Origin of the sequence: Pseudoalteromonas sp. SR43-3 (assembly GCF_014163875.1) — a bacterium.
In the GTDB taxonomy this organism is placed as follows: Bacteria; Pseudomonadota; Gammaproteobacteria; order Enterobacterales; family Alteromonadaceae; genus Pseudoalteromonas; species Pseudoalteromonas distincta.
Genome location: NZ_JACJEC010000027.1, coordinates 21883 through 45255 on the forward strand (window position 1 = coordinate 21883; position 23373 = coordinate 45255).

Consider the following 23373-nt stretch of genomic DNA (forward strand, 5'->3'; position numbering starts at 1 on the left):
GTGGCAATTGTAGGGAATAAAAACAACTCAAACTCGTTCTTTATGGAAGTGAATCCACCGAACTTGAGTTGCCTTTCACACTGACAACATCTTCACACACAATATAAAGATTTTTGGTTTACACTACGTGGCAATTGTAGGGAATAAAAACAACTCAAACTCAGTCACCACCGAACTTGAGTTGCCTTTCACACTGACAACATCTTCACACACAATATAAAGATTTTTGGTTTACATTACGTGGCAATTGTAGGGAATAAAAACAACTCAAACTCGTTCTTTATGGAAGTGAATCCACCGAACTTGAGTTGCCTTTCACACTGACAACATCTTCACACACAATATAAAGATTTTTGGTTTACACTGCGTGGCAATTGTAGGGAATAAAAACAACTCAAACTCAGTCACCACTGAACTTGAGTTGCCTTTCACACTGACAACATCTTCACACACAATATAAAGATTCTTGGCTTACACTGCGTGGCAATTGTAGGGAATAAAAACAACTCAAACTCAGTCACCACCAAACTTGAGTTGCCTTTCACACTGACAACATCTTCACACACAATATAAAGATTCTTTTAAGCGAGGCTAACTTATGCCTCAAGCTTATGACGAGAGCCTTGCTCTTTGTCTATGGTTAAACTTTAGAGTGTTAGCTCCAATTTGACAAACGAGAAAAATAAACCTAATAGGTGAAAAAAACTAAACTATATACCTTTGTCTAATACATTTAGATTGGATTGCTTTGGAAGCTATGATGCGAAGGCGTTTTACAGGCACAAAAAAAGCGCTATAAAGCGCTTTTTAATATTTAAGACAGGCTTAAATAATTTGGTTTTCTTTCCAGGCTTGCTCTTTTGCTAAACGGTTTTTGCGTTTATCACATGGATCATCGCAATCACAGGCTTTATCAATACCAACCGAACCTAAACCACCACAGCTGCTTGCCATAGATTTTTTTTGCACGATCATACCAACGGCCATAGCCGAAACTATCAAAATTAGTAAGCCAAAAGTAAGAAGAAAAAGTGACATTGCTTAGCCCCTATTGATCAGCAATAAATTAAACTCAAATATTTTTGAGCGACTGCTATTATATACCCAAATAACACGGAAATAAACAAGTCAGCACCATACTATAAATAAGACTTAAATGCTGGGCTTGAGTAGGTAATTAAACCCTCTTTTGATTTACCTATTAAATAAACCGGTAAATCATGTTGCTCAGCATAAGCTTGCGCTTTTTGCATCCCCATTACAGTAAGTGCTGTCGCTAAACCATCTGCCGTCATAGCACTTGGATGAAGCACAGTTACCGACACTAAGTCGTGCTTAATAGGCATACCTGTTGCTGGATCAATTAAGTGGGTATAGATCTCGCCATCCATTTTATAAAAAATACGGTAATCACCCGATGTCGCTATACCACTTGTACCTGGCGATAAGACACGGTGTACCTTACGCTCTCCAGGTTGCGCATCTGGTTGCTCAATCGCGATTTTCCAATCCTGATTATTTGGCTTTTCACCTGCTATACGCAGCTCACCACCAATCTCAACCATGTAATTAGTAATGTCGTGGCTTTCTAATAACTGGGCAACTTTATCAATACCATAGCCCTTAGCTGTTGCCGAAAAAGAAAGCTCCAGTCCATTAACTGTTTTAGCCAACCCTTGCTCATTTAAGATAAGTTTATCAATGCCTATTTTTTCAACCATACTTGCAAGCTCTTCATCACTTGGGCGATTAGTTGGTTTTTTATCAGGCCCAAAGCCCCATAAATCAATTAAAGGCCCCATTGTTACGTCGAGTGTTTTAGTTGATTCACCCAAGCGAATAGACTCGCTTATAACAGCCCTAAAATCTTCGCTAATTGGCATGACTTGATTTGCAGGTAATCTGTTAAATGTATTTATTTCAGAGTCTTCTATGTAAGTAGACATAGATTGGTTCACATCTTTTAAAACAGCGTCTATTTGCAGCTGTAGTTGTGAAGCCGATAGTTGGGCTTGCTCATCATAATATTTAATATGATAAGTGGTACCCATAGTCTTACCTTCTAAAAAGGTTTCTTTTAACTCTGGCTTTTCACCACACCCAGACAATAATACAGTCAGTGTAATTAGTAAAAAGGCCATTATGCCCTGTGAAGTACTTACTCGATTCATAACAGCTCTACTTAATAGATTGATAAAATTAAAGAATAAAAAAAGCCTCGTAACACAAGTGCTACGAGGCTGGTATTTTAACCAAAACTAAACTGTTTTGGTATTAGTGTTAGCCACCGAAGTCATCTAGTAAGATATTTTCGTCTTCAACACCTAAATCTTTAAGCATAGTAATAACTGCCGCATTCATCATTGGAGGACCACACATGTAGTACTCACAATCTTCAGGCGCTTCGTGATCTTTAAGATAGTTCTCAAATAACACGTTATGGATAAAGCCAGTATAGCCTTCCCAGTTATCTTCAGGCTGTGGATCTGAAAGTGCTGTATGCCATACGAAGTTAGGATTTTCAGCGGCTAGGCCGTCAAAATCTTCTACGTAGAACATTTCACGCTCAGAACGTGCACCATACCAAAAACTCATCTTACGTTTAGAGTTCAAACGTTTAAGTTGGTCAAAGATATGAGAACGCATTGGCGCCATACCAGCACCACCACCAACAAATACCATTTCTGCGTCAGTGTCTTTAGCAAAGAACTCACCAAATGGGCCCGAAATAGTTACCTTGTCGCCTTCTTTAAGTGACCAAATGTACGAAGACATTTTACCACATGGCAAGCTAAGGTTTCTTGGAGGTGGAGCAGCAATACGCACGTTAAGCATAATGATGCCTTCTTCTTCTGGGTAGTTAGCCATTGAGTAAGCACGAATTGTTTCTTCGTCTACTTTTGACTCCAGATCGAAGAAACCAAAATGGTTCCAGTCGCCACGATACTCTTCAGGAACATCGAAATCTGCATATTTAACATGGTGAGGTGGAGCTTCGATTTGGATGTAACCACCCGCACGAAACGGCACTGACTCGCCATCTGGAATTTGCAGCTTAAGTTCTTTGATGAACGTTGCTTTGTTATCATTAGAGATAACTTCACAATCCCACTTCTTAACACCGAAAATTGACTCTTCAAGTTCAATTTCCATGTCATTTTTAACATTTACCTGACACGCTAAACGACAGCCTTCACGGGCTTCACCTTTAGATATGTGATCAAGCTCAGTTGGCAGAATATCACCACCACCTTCTTTAATGTGTACACGACACTGACCACAAGAGCCACCGCCACCACAAGCAGATGATACAAATATACCTGACTCAGATAGTGCGCCTAAAAGCTTACTACCTGCTGATGTTTTAATGGCTTTATCTGGGTCGCCATTAATGCCGATGATAATATCGCCACTTGCAACTAACTGAGATTTAGCACCAATGATGACTAAAACCAGTAGTACAACGATAGCGATAAAAACACCAACGCCTAAGAAAATCTGATAATCCATGATTTATCCTCGCTACCTTTACAGTGAAATACCAGAGAATGACATAAAGCCAAGTCCCATTAAACCAACAGTGATGAAGGTAATACCTAAACCACGTAAGCCGTCAGGTACGTCTGAGTATTTCAGTTTCTCACGGATACCTGCAAGTAATGTAATTGCAAGTGCCCAACCAACACCAGCGCCAATACCATAAACAACAGACTCGCCGAAGTTATAGTTACGCTCAACCATGAATGATACCGCACCAAATATTGCACAGTTAACTGTGATAAGTGGTAAGAAGATACCTAACGCGTTGTATAGTGCAGGGAAAAACTTATCTAACGCCATTTCAAGAATTTGCACAAGTGCTGCAATAACACCAATGAAAGTTAAGAAACGTAAAAAGCTAAGATCTGCATCTGGGTAACCTAACCAAGTTAGTGAACCAGGTGCAAGTACCGCATGATAAACCAAGTTGTTTACAGGTACAGAAATACCCAATACAACTATAACCGCTATACCTAGGCCAATTGATGTAGTTACTTTTTTAGATACCGCTAAAAAAGTACACATGCCTAAGAAGAATGACAACGCTAAGTTCTCAATAAAAACGGCTTTTACAAATAAACTAATATAATGTTCCACTATTTGCCCCTTACGCTTTAGCTTCTACTTGGTCTTTCTTATAAGTACGCAGTACCCATATGAATAAACCAATGATGAAGAATGCACTCGGTGGTAAGATCAATAGACCCATAGGCTGATACCAACCGCCATCTTGTACTAATGGGATAATATCAACACCGAATAGTGAACCCTTACCAAATAGCTCACGAATGAAACCAACAGTAAGTAGTACTACAGAGTAACCTAAGCCGTTACCAATACCGTCAAGGAATGACATAAGTGGTGGCGACTTCATCGCGTATGCTTCAGCACGACCCATTACGATACAGTTAGTAATGATTAGACCAACGAATACAGAAAGCTCTTTTGCAGTAGCATAAGAAAATGCCTGTAATACTTGGTCAACAACGATTACCAATGATGCGATAATTGTCATTTGTACGATGATACGTACAGATGATGGGATCTGGTTACGAATAAGCGAGATAAAGAAGCTCGAAAACGCAGTTACAAGTGTCAATGCGATTGACATAATTAACGCATTTTTTAAGCTAGACGTTACCGCTAGCGCAGAACAAATACCAAGTACTTGTAGTGCGATTGGGTTGTTAGCTAAAACCGGGCCAAATAGGACCGCCTTCATTTCTTTAGTATCAGCCATTATTTCAATGCTCCTTTACGTACTTTCGCAAGGAAAGGGCCAAAGCCATTTTCGCCAGTCCAAAAGTCAACTGCATGATCAACACCGTTAGACGTTAATGTAGCACCTGAAAGACCATCGATCTTATGCTCATCATTGCCCGCAGTACCTTTAACAATTTGAATTGGAAGTTCTTTACCTTCCCATGTAGCAGTCCACTGTGGATTTTGGATTTCGCCACCAAGACCTGGGGTTTCATTATGCTTGTAAAAGATAATGCCCTTAACTGTTTCACCATCGCTTTCAAGCGAGATAAAACCGTACATTAAGCCCCATAAGCCGTAGCCTTGGATAGGAAGAATGATTGCATCAACTGAGCCATCTTCTTTTTTAGAGATATACACCGGTGACTCTTTAGTCACACGTTGAATACCAGCAATATCTTTAACGCCTTTCTCTTGAAGAGAAACACTTAGCGCTGCATCATATTTGCTTTTTTCAAAGTCAAAGATTGTTGGGTCTGTATCTACAAACTCACCTGTAGTCATGTTTACAACGCGCGCTTCGATTTTTGCATCAAATGTTTCAAGAACATTTTCAACTTTGTCGATGCCCGCAGCAGCTAAGATATTGCTTTGAATATCTTTGTTTTTATTAGCTTGCTGTAAAGGACGAAGCTGTACAGAAGCAAACGATACAATGATTGCACACACTAAACATAGTGCTACAACAACTGATAACGTTTTGCCGATTGATTCGTTATTACTAGACATTACGTGCCAACCTCCGCTTAATATTAGCTTGCACTACAAAGTGATCGAACAGTGGAGCGAACAAGTTAGCAAATAAGATTGCTAGCATCATGCCTTCTGGGAAAGCAGGATTCACAACACGTATCATAACCACCATAAAGCCAATTAGTAGACCATATGCTAATTTACCTTTGTCAGTAAATGCAGCTGATACAGGGTCAGTAGCCATAAAGAACATACCAAACGCAAAGCCACCAAGTACGAAATGCCAATACCAAGGCATTGCAAATACAGGGTTAGTTTCTGAGCCAACAGCATTTAATAAAAATGCAGTTGCTACCATACCTAGGAATACACCTAGTACGATGCGCCAAGAAGCGATACGAACGTAAATTAAGAACAAACCACCTACTAATAATGCAAGTGTAGATGTTTCACCTACAGAACCTTGAATGAAACCATAAAACGCATTCCACCATAATTCCATGTTTGCAAAGTCAAGTGTGCCAGCAAATGCTTGGCCTAGCATAGTTGCACCAGAGAAAGAATCTACTGCTGTCCATACTGTGTCACCTGAGATTTGAGCTGGGTATGCAAAGAATAAAAATGCACGACCGGCTAAAGCAGGGTTTAAGAAGTTACGGCCAGTACCACCAAAGATTTCTTTAGCGATTACTACACCAAACGTAATACCTAACGCAACTTGCCATAAAGGAATAGTTGCTGGCAAAATAAGTGCGAATAATACAGAAGTAACGAAGAAACCTTCGTTAATTTCATGCTTACGCACTGAAGCAAATATAACTTCCCAGAAACCACCTACTGCAAATGTTACAGCGTAGATAGGTAAGAAGAAACATGCTCCATAGAACATCTTAGCGCCCCAGCCTGCATCAGCGGTTAACTCGCCACCGAATAACTGGAACAAACCAACTTGCCACGTGTTTGCTAGTTCAAAACCTTGTGCTAAAGCACCAGCGGCCTGATGACCGATATTGAACATACCAAAAAACATAGCTGGGAACGTCGCCATCCACACTAAAATCATCATACGTTTTAGGTCGATGTTATCGCGTACGTGTGTCGCGCCTTTATTTACGTAGCCTGGTGTATAAAAAATAGTTGCAGCTGCTTCATACAGTGCATAAAACTTTTCATATTTACCACCGGCTTCAAAATTCGGCTCGATATCTTCTAGATATTTTTTTAAACCCATCTCTCTAGCCTTCCTTCTCGATCGTAGTTAAGCAATCGCGTAGGATAGAACCATACTCGTATTTGCCTGGACAAACGAAGGTACATAACGCTAAATCTTCTTCATCAAGTTCAAGCGCGCCCAATGAAATTGCACTGTCTAAATCACGTGCAATTAAGTCACGTAATAATAGAGTAGGCAAAATATCTAACGGCATTACGCGCTCGTAGCTACCAATTGGTACCATGGCACGTTTTGAACCACCTGTTGACGTTGTCATTTTAAATAAACGACTTGGTGCAAGGTGAGAAAGGAATGTACGCGTTACAGAGAATTTATCACTACCTGGTGCAATCCAGCCAAACAATTCTTTTTCGCGACCTTCAAGTAAAACAGATACTTGAACGTGGTAACGACCTAAGAATGCATGAACACCGTTTGAAATAGAACCCGATAGAACAGAACCAGAAATAACGCGGTTATCTCCGTCTTCTAACTCACCAGCCACTAAATCATCCAATGAAGCACCTAATTGTGTTTTCACTAAACGTGGGTTTTTAACGCGAGGACCTGCAAGCGAAATAACACGATTTGTGTAAATTTCACCAGTAAGGAATAAGTGACCATACGCAATAACGTCTTGGTAACCAATATGCCAAACTTGTTTGCTAACAGAAACTGCATCAAGATGATGGATATGAGTGCCAACGAGGCCAGCCGGATGCACACCACCAAACTCATGTACTTCTACTTGAGCTATAGATGAGCTAGGAACTTGGCTGCCTGCTTTTTTACACACAAATACTTTGCCATCGGTCAAACGCGAAACAACTGCAAGACCCGCTTCAAATGCTTGCGCATTTTCTGCAATAATTACTGCAGGATCTGCAGCTAATGGGTTTGTGTCGATTGCGGTCACAAAAATAGAACTAGGATTTGCATCCACAGCCGCTACTTTGCTGAATGGGCGAACACGAAGTGCTGTCCATTGACCAGACTGGATAAGTACTTCTTTGGCTTTTTCGCGCTCTAAGCTTGGAAGCTCGTCTGCTTTGAAAGAGTCAAAGGTGATTTGCTCACTGCCTGCTACTTCAATAACAACAGATTGCAGCACACGTTTAGCACCACGATTTATTTCTTTTACTGTACCAGAAGCTGGAGCAGTAAACAGGACGCCTGGGTTCTTTTTATCTTCAAAAAGTACCTGGCCTTTTTTGACTTGGTCATCCACACGAACATGCATGGTTGGACGCATACCGATAAACTCTTCGCCAAGCACAGCTACACGTTTGACAGCAGAACCGTCATGTATAACTTGCTGTGGCGCGCCCTCTAAGGGTAAATCCAGACCTTTTTTTATGTTGATCATACGCACTTGCATTACATTAAAGGAAAGAAACTGAAAAATCGTATCAACCACGTCGCCATTTGAGTTATTCCAAGTTATATCAAGGTACAAAAGAGCAGCTTGCTAGAGATATCAAACAAGCAACGTAGTAAAACTCATCACATATTGTCGAGATTTTAACATCATTTTAGATGACTATGCGAGTGTATTTATGAAAATTATACGACAGAAACACTTATTTAGTTTTGTTAAGTGAATTAAATAAAAATCAAGCTAGACCAAAGTGGTAGCCTAAGCAATTATCATTCCTGATTTCATCGTAAATTCAACAAATCGCATAATACAAAAAAAGCCGCGATAGCGGCTTTTTATAACTAGGGCCTGTTGACCTTTCAGGATTAAAATTTGTTCAATCTAGGGGCTATTTAATCGCGGCGTGAGGTTTGTAACCTAGTGGGCTAAGTAAAAACCGAGCAACAAAGAGTAAATAGCCCCTAGGCAGAACCCTTTGGGCAGCGCATGTTTGGCATTTATTCCACGTTATCGCCCATTTATGGGGAATAACCACACTACATAGGCTCTGCCTTGCCTAAATACCAAACAGACTGCTGCAAATTTAACCTCGAAAGATAAACAGGCCCTAAGTTCTGTTAGTCAATCATATTGGCAATTGGCTTAACTGAATCTACATCTTGATCGTAGTCAACACTATCTATACCAAAACCAAATAAGCGTAAAAACTCATTATGGTAACCAACATAATCTGTTAGCTCATCAATGCTGCTCGTATCTACTTTATCCCAAACAGCTTGCACGCGAGCTTGCACGTCGTCTTCTAGCTCTTTATAGTTTTGGAATAAATGTCCACCGTCGTCAAAGCGAGGAGATTCACCATACAAGTTTTCACTAAATAATGCGTGAATTTGCTCAATAGTGCCTTCATATGTGCCATCTGCTTTCATAACTTTAAATAAAGCAGAGATATATAACGGCATAATAGGAATAGCAGAACTTGCTTGCGTTACCACAGCATTAAGTGATGAAACATATGCCTCACCATTTAAATCTTTTGTTGATTCTCTAATAGCAGCGGTTGCACGGTCTAGATCTTCTTTAGCCTTACCAATAGTAGCGTGTCCGTATATTGGCCATGTTAGCTCTTTACCAATATAAGTGTACGCAGTCGTTTTAAAGTTATCGGCTAATACATCCGCTTCTTTTAATGCGTCAATCCACATTTCCCAATCTTCACCGCCCATTACTTTAATGGTGTTGTCGATATCGTCTTGGTTTGCAGCTTCAACAGTAATTTCATCAATTTCACGCTTTGATGTATTTAAGTTTTTAGTAGTAACGGCATTTCCAATTGGCTTAAGCGTAGATGAGTATATTTCGCCCGTATTTGGGTCTGTACGACGAGGAGACGCTAAGCTGTAAATAATACAATCTACTTTGCCCAAATCTGCTTTAATAGTGTCGATTGCTTTTTGCTTGATTTCGTTAGAAAACGCATCGCCATTAATATTTTTAGACCAAAGGCCTGCTTCGTCTGCTGCATCTTGAAAAGCAGCGGTATTGTACCAACCAGCAGAACCTGTTTTGCGATCTGTACCTTCTTTTTCAAAGAAAATACCTAATGTTTTAGCACCACCACCAAACGCTGCTGTAATGCGCGAAGCCAAGCCGTAGCCTGTTGATGCGCCAATAACTAATACATTTTTTGGTGCATTTTTTAATGCGCCTTGTTGTTTTACATAGTTAATTTGTTCTTGAACATGCTCTGCACAACCAGCTGGATGTGCGTTTGTGCAGATAAATCCACGAATTTTAGGCTTAATGACCATTGATCATCCTATATCTTTTACAATAAAAATTAGCGCTAGTTTAAAGGCTAATACTAAAAACACTGATCTGATCAGTTAACCACAAGTGTAACAATCAAATCGCTATTAATTATTTAAGCTAATTTAGAGCCGCCCATACAATTAGGTGAATCAGGTGCCTCGCCGCCCTGCTCTGTATACTCATCGGGTGTATATGTATGAATTGCGAGTGCATGAATATGATTTGCTAATTCATCTTTTAGAATTTCATTAATTTCACGATGGCGCTGCAATAAACGTTTACCTGTAAAACCTTCGCTAACCACTATTACTTTAAAGTGTGATTCAGTGCCCGCACTGTGCATATGGCTTTCGTTAATTACGTTTAAATGTTTACACGCAATAGCGTTGCTTATTTTTTCTTGGATCTGTTGCTGCATTGACATAAAAGACCGTTTTAATTAGCTAATTTATACACTTACTATAACAATTTAACGCAGCGCTTGGCTAACTAAATTGCTTTTGTTTAATGTCCTTAATAAATCGGTAAGTTAAACTTATTCGAGGATGTGCAAGCGTTGTTTGTTTAGGTATTGCATGTTGATAATCTCGCTGGCTATGTCCATTCATTATTAAACAGCTGCCACTTTGTAATTTTAAGTCGGTTACTTTATTGCTCGCCTTGTGCTTTAACTTTAGAACCCGATCAGCTCCTAGCGAGACACACACAATTGTTGGTTTATCACCAAGCTCTATTTCATCATCACTGTGCCAGCCCATCGTATCATTACCATCTCGGTAATAATTAACGAGTAATGAGTTTAGAGGCTGATTTAAGTGCGCCTCTAAACGCCTTCTCATATTAAGTAACAATTCATCCCATGGCTCTACTATTTGCTTACTACTTGAATAGCCGTATTCAATATTTAAATCGCTCATGAAGCATTGTAGCCGTGGAATAGGCCCCGTTTTACCATAAACAGTTACATCGGGTTGCTGCCAACGTAGGTTTTTTTGCAAATAATAAAATAGATCGAGGCTTTTTTGTGCACTAAGTGCCCTACTTTGATAAGAAAAGCCATTTGGTAACTGTTGGGGGTTGGCGTTTTGCCGTTGCATGTTAGAATTTACCTACATTAGATTACTGATCAACGAACCATTATGACGACGCAAGCCCAGCTAGGCGATAAAACCTTTACTCTTGAACGCTTTCCTTTGGATCAAAAAAACCGCAGCTTACAAGCGTGGGATTCGGCAGATGAGTACCTTATCAATTATGTTAACGAACATCACCCTGATTGTCGCTCTTTGCTTATTTTAAACGATAGCTTTGGTGCACTTGCTTGTTATTTTAATAAGTTAACGGTTTGTTCAGTTAACGATTCTTATATTAGCCACCAAGCTGCGGCTTATAACTTACAAGAAAACAAACTGCCTACAGCAGATTTTACACAATTAGATAGTTTGTCTGCATTACCGCAGGATGTTGATTTAGTACTTATTAAAATCCCTCGTAATGTAGGTTTTTTACAGTTTCAGTTAAGTGAACTCAGTGAAGCCCTTGCACCTGGTACGCCAGTAATTGCCGCAGGTAAAACAAAAGAAATTCATAACTCAACAATAAAATCATTTGAGCAATTTATTGGTGAAACAAAAACTAGCCTAGCAGTTAAAAAATCCCGTCTTATATTAAGTACAGCTAAAGGCGGATATAAAGCAGCAGATTTCCCTGTAACGTGGGAGCTTGAAGGTACTGAGTTTAATATAACAAACCATGCAAATGTGTTTTCGCGTGATTCGTTAGATATTGGTGCACGCTTCTTTTTTAACTACTTACCAGAAACACCAAAAGCTAAAAGCATTATTGATTTAGGCTGTGGTAACGGAGTTGTTGGATTAATGACGCTTGCTCGTTGCCCTAATGCATCAGTTACTTTTGTTGATGAGTCTTACATGGCAGTAGAGTCGGCTCGGTTAAATGTAGAAATTAACCTAGGCGATAAGTTTGATAACTGCGAGTTCATCGAAAACGACTGTTTAACAGGCTTTGAAAGAGACAGTGTAGATATGGTGCTTTGTAACCCTCCATTTCACCAAGCTCAGGCCGTTACCGACCATATTGCTTGGCAAATGTTTAAACAAGCAAAAGATACTTTAAAAGAAGGCGGCGAGCTGCGTATTATTGGTAATCGTCATTTAGATTATCATGATAAATTAAACCGTATGTTTGGCAACTGTAAGTTGCTAGGTTCAAACAAAAAGTTTGTCGTTTTAAGTGCAACAAAAAATAGTGGAATGCTATAAATGAAATTAACAAACATTATAATTGGGTATTGTGTATTACTGATACTTGCTGGCTGCGCGAATCAGCCTAGCCAAGTAATACTTAACCCTGTTTATAAAAATGGTCAAATTAGCACTATAAATAGTAGCTTAAGTACTAGTGTAATTGATTTACGTGGCGATACATCAACACTTAAACTTATTGAGTCAGACAAAACTAAAACCTTTGCAAGCCAAGGTATTACCAGCTCTATTAAAAGTGTGTTAGACAGCGCCCTAAGCCGCAATGGAGCCAGTATTTCTAACTTAGCAACGGTTCGCTTTGAAGTAGATATTCATGCATTGCAAGCTGTTGTAACCGAAAAGCTAGTGAGCCATACCAGCGAAGCCCACATAGAACTTGGCGTGCGTGTTATTCGCGCCTCAAGTAACTTTAGTAAAGTGTATAGAGGTAGTGCTAATTTAGAAGGCCCATTTAGTCATGAGCGAGCAAAAATAGAAGGTCAGCTCAATAAGTTGACTGAGCAAGTTATTACCCGCATTGTATCTGACCCTGAATTAATAGAATTTTTAGAAGGTTAACTATGAAACGACTTTTTTTAATCTGCTTAGGCCTATTCTTTAGTGTAAGTAGCTTAGCAGCCCAAGAAGGCCGCTTTGTGCAAAAGGACAACATTTTTCCACGCGTAGAAATTGTAACCTCAATGGGTAGCATCGTGGTTGAGCTAGATCGCTCTAAAGCGCCCATCACAGTCAATAATTTTTTAACTTACGTGTCAGACAAAAGTTATCAAGGCAGCGTTTTTCACCGTATTGAGCGCGATGTAGAAAATGATCGCGACTTTGTTATTCAAGGTGGCGGTTACGATAAAGACTATGATGGCCTACATGAAAATGACCCTATTTTTAATGAAAGCGGTAACGGTTTAAAAAACGATATGTATAGCATTGCTATGGCCTATCAAGATAGACAACCGCACTCAGGAACTCGCCAATTCTTTTTTAATATGGATAATAACGATCACTTAAATCCAGGGAAAGATTGGGGCTTTGCAGTATTTGGTAGCGTAATGGATGGTTACGACACGCTTGATAAAATTATGACTGTTGAAACCGGTTTTAATGAAAAAATTGGCTACGATTTCGTACCTAAAAAACCTGTTGTCATCTTAAATATTAAAGTGCTTGAACAAGTCCCACTATAATTTTTTAAGAGCAGCTTAGCTGCTCTGCATCAAAGCCAATGAAGGCCCTATGAGCAAATCTCTCTCTATTAGCGAATATTTTTCTTACTTTAAAGACAAACGCTTAATCCACATTTTCATATTTGGTATGAGTAGCGGTTTTCCGTGGGTTTTAATTGGCTCTGTTATGTCTGCTTGGCTAAAAGATGAAGGGCTAAGTCGCAGTATGATAGGCCTATTTGGCATTGTATTTGGCGCTTACAGCATAAACTTTTTGTGGTCGCCACTCATTGACCGTACAAAACTTCCTATTTTATATAAATGGCTAGGCCAGCGTCGCAGTTGGATACTATTTTGCCAAAGTTTTATTTTTATTGGCACCTTGCTATTAGCAGGGCTTGATTTAAAAGCTAATTTGGCAATTGTTGCTGCGATTTGTTTATTAATCGCCATTGCTTCGGCTACTCAAGACATTGCTATTGATGCCTTTAGAATAGACACCCTAAGCGAAAGCGAATCACACAAAGCAACCGCTGCAGCCGCAATGGCAACTTCGGGTTGGTGGACAGGTTATGCACTTTTAGGCGCCATTCCATTTTACATGGCCGATATACCCTCGCTCGACTGGCCACAAATTTATTACTTTTTAGCTGCCGTAATGCTGCTGTTAATGAGTGGAGCACTGTTTGCAAAAGAGCCCGAAACTAACCGCGAAGCAGTACATGCTGAACTTGAGCGTGTGTACCTTGAAAAACTGTCCTCTACAAAACAAACTCCTTTAACAAAAACTGTTGCGTGGCTTGCGGTAACCGTTATTGATCCCTTTAGAGCTTTTTTTACTAAAAATGGCGTTAAAACAGCACTAGCATTACTTGCGTTTATTTTCTTATTTAAAATAGGCGAAGCGTTTTTAGGGCGCATGTCGATTGTGTTTTATAAAGAAATTGGTTTTAGTAATAGCGATATAGCTACATTTTCGAAGGTAGGTACAGCGGTACTTACAATCATATTTACCTTTGTTGGCAGTTTATTTAATCAAAAATATGGCATTGTTAAGGGTTTATTTGTAAGTGGTATTGCAATGGCTGCTTCAAACTTAGCCTTCTCGTGGATTGCTTTAGTTGGCCCTGACCTAAGGCTGTATGCCTTTGCTATTGTTATTGATGGCTTTACGCAAGCGTGGTCGTTGGTCGCTATGGTGGCCTTTATATCGATGTTATGCGATAGAGCATTTAGTGCAACGCACTATGCATTACTGGCGTCATTAGGGAATTTAGGACGAACATTGCTTTCAAGCTACAGTGGTGTAGTAATTGATGATTGGTTAATGGGAAATTGGTCGCTGTTCTTTATTTTAACAGCCTTAATGGTTTTACCTTCGTTGATATTTTTATATCTGATTAGGCATAAGTTGTATGAGCTTGAGAAGAATTACCACAAAAATATTTAATGCATCCCTGCATTAACATATTGCTTAGCACTATCAAGTGCCCCTTAAAGTGTACTAAGCAATTATTGAGTTAATCTACTTTTAGCAAGCTAAGTGCTTCATGTGGATCAACTTCTAGAGCTGTACAATAGCGAACAAACTCAATGACATCTAAACGGCGTTCTTGATTTTCAATCTTGCCGATAAATGAATGAGGCGTTCCAAGCACTTGTGCTAGGCTTCGCATTGTATGACCCTTTTCATGGCGCTTAGTTTTAAGCCACTTTGTTAGCTTTGCATTTTCTTCAGAAGAAACTGTTTTGCCCATCATTTTACATCTCCTACTAGATGATTTGACGTACCCATTAAAGCAGTAGTTTCCATCAATAGCCGTAGGCAGGTAAGCAGTCATACTTTCAATAGCAAGCTATTGCTTAATAAAGCATGTGTTGCTACTCACTCCACCAACACAGCTAAAAACTACGCTAATAATATGGTAAAGATTTGTTTTTATTGAGAATGAAATTTTGCCCGTCTCATTCTTGGATACATTATATACTATTAACACTTTGGTTAAATAATTAATTACATACTCGGTACAAAATCAACCTGAACGAACATTTATAAACACTGAATATTTGACCTAAGTTATCAGAAAATATTAAAAAAATAATATTACCTTCATAAAACAGCTTAAAAATATTTATAACATATTTGTTCCTTTTTAATGTTACACGTTTATTATTAAGCAATAATTTGCACTAAAAAGGCCAAGTAATGTTCAGACTTCTTTTTTTATTACCTATCGTGTTGTGTTTAGGTTGGTACTTTTTTTTGCGCCACAACGGCGTACCTATTAAACAAGGTAAAAAAGGCTTTATGTATATTTTAGCGTTTTCAGCCTTTGTGCTCGGCTTTTTTGTATTGATAATGCAAATTACCGAATACGCACCAACTGATTTGTAGGCATTAAAAAAGCCGCAAAAAGCGGCTTTATTCTATTTAGCGTTTGGCTATTAAACGCTAAAGCTTGCACCACAACCACAGGTTGTTGTTGCATTTGGATTAGATACAAAAAAGCGTGCGCCTTCTAATCCTTCAGTGTAATCAACCTCACCATCAACCAAATATTGAATGCTCATTGGATCAATAACGAGTGTTACACCATTTTTTACAATTTCTAAATCGCCAGGATTCGCTTTTTCATCAAAAGTAAAACCATATTGAAAACCAGAACAACCACCGCCTGTTACATAAACACGCAGTTTTAAGTCTGGGTTTTCTTCTTCGTCGATTAACTGTTTAACACGAACAGCAGCCGCATCGCTGAACTTAATTGGTAATTCTTCAGACATTTTAAAACCCTCAATATCGCAATGGCGTGATTATCTAATACCCGAGTGTTTTAATCAAGTATAGTAAAACAACTCTTTCCTCTAAGTTATATCTATAAATTAGTAAAAAAGTGGCCAAACATTAACTAGCTAAAATAATACTTAAGCAAACTAAAAGCGACCTTTATACGCTATAAACTCATTAAATATTTTAGTTATAGGCAATAGGTCTTAATCTTCACTGCAAATTGTTAATATAAGTTACGAAAATTTCAAAATCACAAGGACTTAGCTAAACTCTTTTGCTAAAATGCTGCTGAAAAATACAGCGAGGAATTATGCATGTGGCTTGAGCAACTCAGGCGTCGGCTGGCAAAACCTAAAACATCTGTACAATTATGCTTATTAGGCGTAGTTGCCGGATTAATTGCTGCATTTTTTATTATTTTATTTCGCTTAACCATTCTCTTTTTCCAAAGCTTATTTTTAGAAACACCTGACGACTTTACTACCCTACCAACACTTGAACGTGTACTAATGCCTTTAGTTGCTGCATTACTAATAGCCACGTTTGCTGCCTTTACTGGGTTTAAACATTACCGCTTGGGTATCCCCTTCGTTATACACAGAATTAAACGTCACTACGGGCAAATGCCTTTATACAATACGGTTAATCAATTTGTTGGTGGCGCACTTGCTCTCATTAGCGGTTTTTCAGTTGGCCGAGAAGGGCCTTCCGTGCATATGGGCGCAACGGGGGCGAGTATTTTGGCAGATAAGCTGCATTTACCGCATAATGCCATGCGTACTCTAAGTGGTTGTGGAGTAGCGGCAGGTATAGCCGCGTCGTTTAATACTCCACTTGCAGCCGTTATTTTTGTAATGGAAGTGGTACTTCGTGAATATAAAGTACATATATTTGTACCTATCATGCTTGCCGCTGTTACTGGCGCACTGGCCACACAGTTTGTTTTTGGTGAAGGCTCAGAGCTTGCGCTCATTACCATAGCGCCATTGAGTGGTTGGCATTACCCTTATTTAATATTATGCGGCATGGCGCTGGGTGCAATTGCATTTAGCTTTAATCAAAACTTAATGCTAATTATTAAAACATTTAAACCTTTAAGTATGTTCCCTCGTTTATTAATTGCAGGGTGCATTGCCAGCTTAATAGCTTACGCAGTGCCTCATGCTATGGGCTCTGGTATGAGCGCAATAACTATCGCGGTTGAATCTCCTGATGACGTGAAGCTACTCACAACTATTTTAATCGCTAAACTACTTGCTACATTGTTTGCTATCGGTTTGGGTATACCAGGTGGTTTAATTGGTCCGGTAATTGGGCTTGGCGTATTAATTGGCACTCTAATGGCTTTTTTTGCTCAGTTTATTAGTCCTGGCACTGATATAGCGGGTACTTATGGAGTTTTAGGTATGGCCGGATTAATGGCCGCCACATTGCATGCACCACTAGCTGCTTTAACAACGGTCATGGAGCTTACATCGTCACCTGAAATAATTGTTCCAGCTATGCTTGTGATCACCACGGCCTATGTAACAGCATTACAGTTTTTTGGAAATCGCTCCATATTTTTGCAGCAACTAGATTTTCAGGGATTACCGTACCATGTATCTCCCGCTACCGAAGCATTACAAAAAGTGGGGATAATGGATGATATGGATGAAGACTTTAAATTGCTTTATTCTGACGACAAAGTGCAAATAAAAAGCACATTAGATGCCATGGATAGCCAAACTCCGTTAATTGTTTTTGACGAAGAAAATGGCTATCGTCTCGCTGAATACGATTTAACGCTAATGTCTAATGAAACAATAAATATAAATTATATTAGCTTGCAGGGCATCAGTAGTCAGGCCACCCTAGCCGATGCTTTCGATATCCTAAAAGATAAAAGAAGTGGCGCGCTTTACGTTTATAACCTTTTAGATAATCAACAAATTATGGGGCTATTACGCTGGGATCAAATTCATCATATTTTAACCATTCGTAACAGCTTACTTTAAACAATAAGGACAATTATGAGCGCATTATTGATTTATAAAACACTCCACGTATTTTTTATGATTGCGTGGTTTGCCGGTATTTTTTACTTGCCTCGATTATTTGTATATCACGCTATGAGCGAGGAAAGATCATGCAACTCTATGTTAAAAGTTATGGAGCGCAGACTACTTTATTTCGTTACCCCATTTGCTGTATTAACCGCTGTGTTTGGTGTATTAACCATTGTTGAATATGGTCGTGATTGGTTTAGATACAGTATGTGGTTGCACTATAAGCTAGTGCTGGTGATCATATTATATATATACCACGGCTACTGTTTTAAGTTATTAAATGACTTTAAACATGACCGCAACACTAAGACAGACCGCTTTTACCGTATTTTTAATGAGCTCCCAGTTATTGCGTTGCTCATCATAGTGGCACTTGCGGTAATAAAACCTAATTTATAAGCTTTGCGGCGCATGTTAAACTTCGCTGCAATTTACAATACTTGCTTTAACACGCGCGATTGCGTGCTCCATTTATGGATTATCGCGCCCATTTAATTGATTAGGAATAACCCCATGTTAAGTTTCCAAGGTGAGCATATACTGTCTGTAAATCAGCTAGACAGAGACTGCATTGAACGTATTTTTGCAGTAGCAAAAAAAATGGAGCCTTATGCTAAAAAGCAAAAGCAAACTACGGTGCTAGAAGGCGCTATTTTAGCTAATTTGTTTTTTGAACCAAGCACTCGTACACGAGTTAGCTTTGGCACCGCCTTTAACTTACTTGGCGGTGGTGTACGTGAAACTACAGGTATGCAAAGTTCAGCCCTTGCTAAAGGTGAGTCTCTTTACGATACCGCCCGCGTTATTTCAGCTTATGCTGACGCTGTTGCTATGCGCCATCCTGATGCAGGCTCAGTTAGTGAATTTGCTGACGGCTGTACTGTGCCGGTTATTAATGGCGGCGACGGCCCAAATGAGCACCCTACTCAAGCATTACTTGACTTATTAACCATTGAGCGCGAATTACATCGTTTTGGTCAAAATATTGATGGTATGCATATAGCGCTTGTGGGCGATTTAAAGTATGGCCGCACAGTGCATTCTTTATCTAAACTATTGTGCCATTATAAAAATGTAAAGTTTTCGATGGTCGCGCCTGACGGCTTACAAATGCCAACAAGCATTTTAGATACAGTAGAAAATGCTGGCCATAAAATTGAGCTAGTAAATAAGATGGAAGGCAATTTAGCAGCCGATATTGTTTACCAAACACGTATTCAAGAAGAGCGTTTTCCATCGCAAGAAGAAGCAAATAAATACCGTGGCGGTTTTAGGATTAGCCAATCTATTTACAGCGCTCACTGTAAGCCTAACTCTGTATTAATGCATCCTCTTCCACGTGACAGTCGCTTAGAAGCCAACGAGCTTGATAACGACTTAAACAGTAACGACAATTTAGCAATATTCCGCCAGGTACAAAATGGCGTATTAATTCGTATGGCACTGTTTGCTTTAACACTCGGCGTAGAAAACAAAGTCGATAAGTATGAAGTAGACGTACCTTGGTTTAGCCGCAAACGCGACAGCTAACCCTCTTTTAAGTGACAATTTATAGGATTTTTCATGACAATTAGCCAAGACTTATTTGAACGCGCCCAAGCTTCTATTCCTGGTGGCGTAAACTCACCAGTTCGTGCTTTTAATGGTGTAGGCGGTACGCCACTATTCATTACAAAAGCAGAAGGCGCGTTTACATTTGATGCCGACGGTAATCGTTACATTGATTATGTTGGCTCTTGGGGGCCTATGATCATGGGCCATAATCACCCTGCAATTAAACAAGCTGTACACGAAGCTGTAGAAAATGGCCTTAGCTATGGCGCACCAACTGAAGCCGAAATATTAATGGCTGAAAAAGTAAAAGAGCTAGTTCCATCAATCGAAAAAGTACGCATGGTTAGCTCAGGCACTGAAGCAACAATGAGTGCAATTCGTTTAGCACGTGGCTTTACCGGTCGCGATAAAATATTAAAATTTGAAGGTTGTTACCACGGTCACGCTGACTCGTTATTAGTTAAGGCAGGCTCTGGTGCGCTAACAATGGGTGTGCCTAATTCTCCAGGTATTCCTGAAGACTTTGCTAAGCATACACTTACAGTTTCGTTTAATAATCTAGATGAAGTAAAAGCTATTTTTGCAAAATACGCAGACGAAATTGCCTGCATTATTGTAGAGCCAGTAGCCGGTAACATGAACTGTATTCCACCAGTGCCTGGCTTTTTAGAAGGTTTGCGTGATGTGTGTGACGAATATAAATCAGTACTTATTTTTGATGAAGTAATGACTGGCTTTCGTGTTGCACTTGGCGGTGCACAAGCTTATTACAACATTAAACCAGATCTTACGTGTTTAGGTAAAGTAATTGGCGGCGGCATGCCAGTTGGCGCGTTTGGTGGTAAAACTGAAATAATGGATTACATTGCGCCTGTAGGACCAGTTTACCAAGCTGGTACTCTTTCTGGTAACCCTATTGCAATGGCTGCAGGTTTAAAATCACTTGAGCTATTAAGTGAGCCTGGCCTTCACGATAAGTTAGAAGCTATTTCAAAAGCAATTTGTGAAGGCTTTGAAGCTGGTGCTAAAAAAGCCGGTGTTGCGCTAACAACTAACTATGCGGGCGGCATGTATGGATTCTTTTTTACTGATGCTGAAAAAGTAACGACATACAAGCAAGCAACTGAGTGTGACCTAGAGCGCTTCAAACGTTTTTTCCACCTCATGCTTGAAGAAGGCGTTTACCTTGCCCCATCAGCATTTGAGGCTGGTTTTGTATGTGCTGCGCATACTGAGCAAGAAGTAAAAGACACAATAGCGGCAGCGGAACGCTCGTTTGCTAAACTTTAAGCTAAAAATTACTATTTATACATTTGTAACCACTTGTTTTTAAGTATGTAATTAAGACTAAAGATTGAAAAAAGCCCGAAAGGGCTTTTTTTATTTGTAGTGTACTATAAATGAATGATAATTAAGCATAACAAGGTCTATTCACCTTTACTCTATTACAAAAAATACAAGAGAGCCTTATGTCAGGATTACGCCAATTTTCTTTTCCCGCTATCCAGCTAATGGCAAACTTAAAATACAAAACTAAAATCAGCTTAATGTTTGGAATTTTACTCGTTCCTCTATCACTTAGTTTGTTTTTTTTAGTCTCGTTATTAAGTGAAAGTATTACTGTTTCAAAAATGCAGCAGCAAGGCTTAAAAGGCTACAGAGCTATACTTTCAAATCAAATGCAGGGAGATACGAATCAAAATATAAAAATAGCTCGCTCACTCGGCTTTGACATAAAAGACACACAAGCAAATGAAGTACTTGAACTTGTTTCTATTCAATCAAATCTAGCCTTAGACAGTCAATTAGCAAGCGCTTATGTAAACCGCTCTTTAGTCACGCCAATTCCTGCACTTATAATGCAAATAAACTCAACAGCGCAAAGCGCTAATACTGTTTTAGCTAGTAACCGTTTTACGCCCGATACGTTTATAGCACTTTCAAATTTTAGTAAGTCACTTCCTTTATACGAAAAACAACTCGATAAAATACTCAATGTAGCCACTAATGCAGATAAATCAGTAAACAAAGCGCTCATGCCTCCTTTAACTAGTTTACACAGTGCTGTGGGTGCATTTAAAAACGCGATAGATGAAAAACTACTTGAGCCAGACGATATTCTATTAACTCAATCAGAATTTACTAAACTAACAAACAATGTTCAGAGCAGTATTAATCAACTTGTTAGTAAGAGCATTCCAACCCTTGAGAGCCTTATTGAGGCAAAACTGCAAACTCAACAGTGGACACGAAATCTTGTTTTAGCTGCTTCATTGATCAGTTTGCTATTTGCATTTTATTTGATGATTGGTTTTTATTTTGCAGTTGTTGATACCATTAATCGCTTTGCTGATGCCGCGAATAGAGCCGCGAATGGCGACTTAAATGCCACTATCGATTCGAGCACTAATGATGAAATGGGAATTATTGCATCGCGCTACAATGCATTACTTAATGCATTTTCACATTTATTATTTGATGTTAAAGCAAGTACAGAAGAGCTATGCGACGCAACTAAATCGCTATCACATGCGAGTAGCGAAACAAGCAATGATGTTTCAAAACAGCAAATTAGAGTAAATGCTATTTATAATGCACTAAGCGATATGGCTCAAAACGCACTTGCAGTTGAAGAGTCTGCGCATCAAGCTACGCTTACCGCGCAAGATGCTGCAGCTCATGTGAAACAAGGTTCAGACAATACAATGGAGCTTGCTAAATATATGCAAGACCTCCAAATTGAATTTGCAGAGAGCCAACAAGCGCTCGATAAGCTAGCACAAGATAGCCAAGAAATTAGCAAAGTAAGTAAAGGGATCAGTGAAATAGCCGATCAAACAAACTTGCTTGCACTTAATGCCGCTATTGAAGCTGCGCGAGCCGGCGAGCATGGCCGTGGATTTGCCGTTGTAGCTGATGAGGTAAGAACACTTGCTCAGCGTACACAAACACAAACCCAAGAAATACATCAAATTATTAGCTCTTTACAACAAGCATCTGACGACACTCAGCAAAAAATGCGCTCAAGTGTTGAAAAAATGGAGCAATCAGTAAAAGCAGCCAATCAAACCAATGAAGTATTGCAAAGTGCAGAGCAAAGTATGGGCGATATTAAACATCAAGGTGAAGTAATTGCAGAGCGTGTTAAACAGCAATCAAATGCAACAACACAAGCATTAAATGATTCGCAAGAAGTGAGTAATTTAGCAGATCAAACGCTAACATCGGCTCAATCAACGCTACAAGATGCACAGCAATTAAGTCGCTTATCTAATGATTTAACCAAATCAATGCAGTTTTTTAAATCTTAATATCAATTCGCTTAATTAAGTGATCTATTTTGAGGGAAGAAAATCGTGTCGATAACAAGGCAAAAATTTCGTTATTTAGTTGTTCTATATTAAAAATTTTTAACGTAGTTAACGTCAGATTTAACCCCTCAAATTGATTAAGTATTATTACGGATTGGTATAATTACGTTAACTACAACTTACAACAAAGCCGCTAAATAAGCTGTCTCTTATACACAAATCCCTGCTAAGAAATTAGCGGGGATTTTTTTGAACTAAATCTCAATGTCATGATCAGATCTTCAAATCTTGTTTGAGGGCACATTATGATTAACGAACATACTCA

The 23373-nt window shown here is 39.2% G+C and carries 23 protein-coding genes; 10 read left to right on the plus strand and 13 right to left on the minus strand.

What is annotated here, in order from left to right:
- Window positions 1–825: 825 nt before the first annotated feature.
- From nqrM to H5088_RS18975, 11 genes are all read right to left on the minus strand, one after another.
- Window positions 826–1038, minus strand: a complete 213-nt coding sequence (gene nqrM / locus H5088_RS18925; protein WP_007376137.1) for a (Na+)-NQR maturation NqrM — start codon at window positions 1036–1038, stop codon at window positions 826–828.
- Window positions 1039–1139: 101 nt separating this feature from the next.
- The gene (locus H5088_RS18930; protein ID WP_182712248.1) at window positions 1140–2171 is read right to left on the minus strand and encodes an FAD:protein FMN transferase; all 1032 of its coding nucleotides are present in this window, start codon (window positions 2169–2171) and stop codon (window positions 1140–1142) included.
- Between the two features lie 109 nt (window positions 2172–2280).
- Complete coding sequence (gene nqrF, locus H5088_RS18935) at window positions 2281–3510, minus strand: NADH:ubiquinone reductase (Na(+)-transporting) subunit F (RefSeq protein ID WP_002958895.1); 1230 nt, start codon at window positions 3508–3510, stop codon at window positions 2281–2283.
- An 18-nt stretch (window positions 3511–3528) separates the two neighbouring features.
- Window positions 3529–4137, minus strand: coding sequence for an NADH:ubiquinone reductase (Na(+)-transporting) subunit E (gene nqrE / locus H5088_RS18940; RefSeq protein ID WP_002958896.1), 609 nt, complete (start codon window positions 4135–4137; stop codon window positions 3529–3531).
- A gap of 10 nt (window positions 4138–4147) precedes the next feature.
- Window positions 4148–4780: an NADH:ubiquinone reductase (Na(+)-transporting) subunit D gene (locus H5088_RS18945; RefSeq protein WP_002958897.1), complete on the minus strand. Its 633-nt coding sequence runs from the start codon at window positions 4778–4780 to the stop codon at window positions 4148–4150.
- Window positions 4780–5532, minus strand: coding sequence for a Na(+)-translocating NADH-quinone reductase subunit C (locus H5088_RS18950; protein WP_002958898.1), 753 nt, complete (start codon window positions 5530–5532; stop codon window positions 4780–4782). Before H5088_RS18950 ends, H5088_RS18945 begins: the two co-directional genes overlap by 1 nt.
- The gene (locus tag H5088_RS18955; protein WP_002958899.1) at window positions 5525–6727 is read right to left on the minus strand and encodes an NADH:ubiquinone reductase (Na(+)-transporting) subunit B; all 1203 of its coding nucleotides are present in this window, start codon (window positions 6725–6727) and stop codon (window positions 5525–5527) included. Before H5088_RS18955 ends, H5088_RS18950 begins: the two co-directional genes overlap by 8 nt.
- Before the next feature lie 4 nt (window positions 6728–6731).
- The gene (locus H5088_RS18960; RefSeq protein WP_024596562.1) at window positions 6732–8075 is read right to left on the minus strand and encodes a Na(+)-translocating NADH-quinone reductase subunit A; all 1344 of its coding nucleotides are present in this window, start codon (window positions 8073–8075) and stop codon (window positions 6732–6734) included.
- Between the two features lie 629 nt (window positions 8076–8704).
- Window positions 8705–9898, minus strand: coding sequence for an enoyl-ACP reductase FabV (gene fabV / locus H5088_RS18965; protein WP_182754156.1), 1194 nt, complete (start codon window positions 9896–9898; stop codon window positions 8705–8707).
- A gap of 113 nt (window positions 9899–10011) precedes the next feature.
- Complete coding sequence (locus tag H5088_RS18970) at window positions 10012–10323, minus strand: BolA family transcriptional regulator (RefSeq protein ID WP_024596564.1); 312 nt, start codon at window positions 10321–10323, stop codon at window positions 10012–10014.
- Window positions 10324–10384: 61 nt separating this feature from the next.
- Complete coding sequence (locus tag H5088_RS18975; RefSeq protein ID WP_024596565.1) at window positions 10385–10996, minus strand: alpha-ketoglutarate-dependent dioxygenase AlkB; 612 nt, start codon at window positions 10994–10996, stop codon at window positions 10385–10387.
- A 42-nt stretch (window positions 10997–11038) separates the two neighbouring features.
- On the opposite strand from H5088_RS18975, the gene H5088_RS18980 reads away from it, so the two are divergent.
- Genes H5088_RS18980 through H5088_RS18995 form a run of 4 tightly spaced genes read left to right on the plus strand, consistent with a single transcriptional unit; the run spans window position 11039 to window position 14794 of the window.
- A complete protein-coding gene (locus tag H5088_RS18980) occupies window positions 11039–12181 on the plus strand; it encodes a methyltransferase (protein ID WP_182754158.1) in 1143 nt (380 codons plus the stop codon).
- Entirely contained in the window at window positions 12182–12742 is a 561-nt protein-coding gene (locus H5088_RS18985; protein WP_182754161.1) for a YajG family lipoprotein, read from the plus strand.
- Between the two features lie 2 nt (window positions 12743–12744).
- Window positions 12745–13365, plus strand: a complete 621-nt coding sequence (locus H5088_RS18990) for a peptidylprolyl isomerase (RefSeq protein WP_002958906.1) — start codon at window positions 12745–12747, stop codon at window positions 13363–13365.
- A 49-nt stretch (window positions 13366–13414) separates the two neighbouring features.
- Window positions 13415–14794 carry an AmpG family muropeptide MFS transporter gene (locus H5088_RS18995; RefSeq protein WP_002958907.1) on the plus strand — a complete coding sequence of 460 codons (1380 nt, stop codon included), beginning with the start codon at window positions 13415–13417 and terminating at the stop codon, window positions 14792–14794.
- A 70-nt stretch (window positions 14795–14864) separates the two neighbouring features.
- Here H5088_RS18995 and H5088_RS19000 read toward each other — a convergent pair whose 3' ends face one another.
- Complete coding sequence (locus H5088_RS19000) at window positions 14865–15104, minus strand: helix-turn-helix domain-containing protein (protein ID WP_002958908.1); 240 nt, start codon at window positions 15102–15104, stop codon at window positions 14865–14867.
- A gap of 446 nt (window positions 15105–15550) precedes the next feature.
- On the opposite strand from H5088_RS19000, the gene H5088_RS19005 reads away from it, so the two are divergent.
- Window positions 15551–15739 (plus strand): hypothetical protein, encoded by a 189-nt coding sequence (locus H5088_RS19005; protein WP_024596569.1) that lies wholly within the window; start codon window positions 15551–15553, stop codon window positions 15737–15739.
- Between the two features lie 50 nt (window positions 15740–15789).
- Here the strand turns inward: H5088_RS19005 and erpA are convergent, their stop codons facing one another.
- Window positions 15790–16128, minus strand: a complete 339-nt coding sequence (gene erpA, locus H5088_RS19010) for an iron-sulfur cluster insertion protein ErpA (protein WP_002958911.1) — start codon at window positions 16126–16128, stop codon at window positions 15790–15792.
- A gap of 321 nt (window positions 16129–16449) precedes the next feature.
- Here erpA and H5088_RS19015 point away from each other — a divergent pair, with 321 nt between their 5' ends.
- The 5 genes from H5088_RS19015 to H5088_RS19035 all read left to right on the plus strand — a co-directional run bounded on the left by H5088_RS19015 (window position 16450) and on the right by H5088_RS19035 (window position 23048).
- Window positions 16450–18132: a chloride channel protein gene (locus tag H5088_RS19015; RefSeq protein WP_002958912.1), complete on the plus strand. Its 1683-nt coding sequence runs from the start codon at window positions 16450–16452 to the stop codon at window positions 18130–18132.
- A 15-nt stretch (window positions 18133–18147) separates the two neighbouring features.
- Complete coding sequence (locus tag H5088_RS19020; RefSeq protein WP_182754164.1) at window positions 18148–18582, plus strand: CopD family protein; 435 nt, start codon at window positions 18148–18150, stop codon at window positions 18580–18582.
- A 114-nt stretch (window positions 18583–18696) separates the two neighbouring features.
- Entirely contained in the window at window positions 18697–19713 is a 1017-nt protein-coding gene (locus tag H5088_RS19025; protein WP_182754167.1) for an aspartate carbamoyltransferase, read from the plus strand.
- Window positions 19714–19746: 33 nt separating this feature from the next.
- The gene (hemL, locus tag H5088_RS19030) at window positions 19747–21027 is read left to right on the plus strand and encodes a glutamate-1-semialdehyde 2,1-aminomutase (protein WP_024596268.1); all 1281 of its coding nucleotides are present in this window, start codon (window positions 19747–19749) and stop codon (window positions 21025–21027) included.
- Between the two features lie 179 nt (window positions 21028–21206).
- A complete protein-coding gene (locus H5088_RS19035; RefSeq protein ID WP_182754170.1) occupies window positions 21207–23048 on the plus strand; it encodes a methyl-accepting chemotaxis protein in 1842 nt (613 codons plus the stop codon).
- Window positions 23049–23373: the final 325 nt, after the last annotated feature.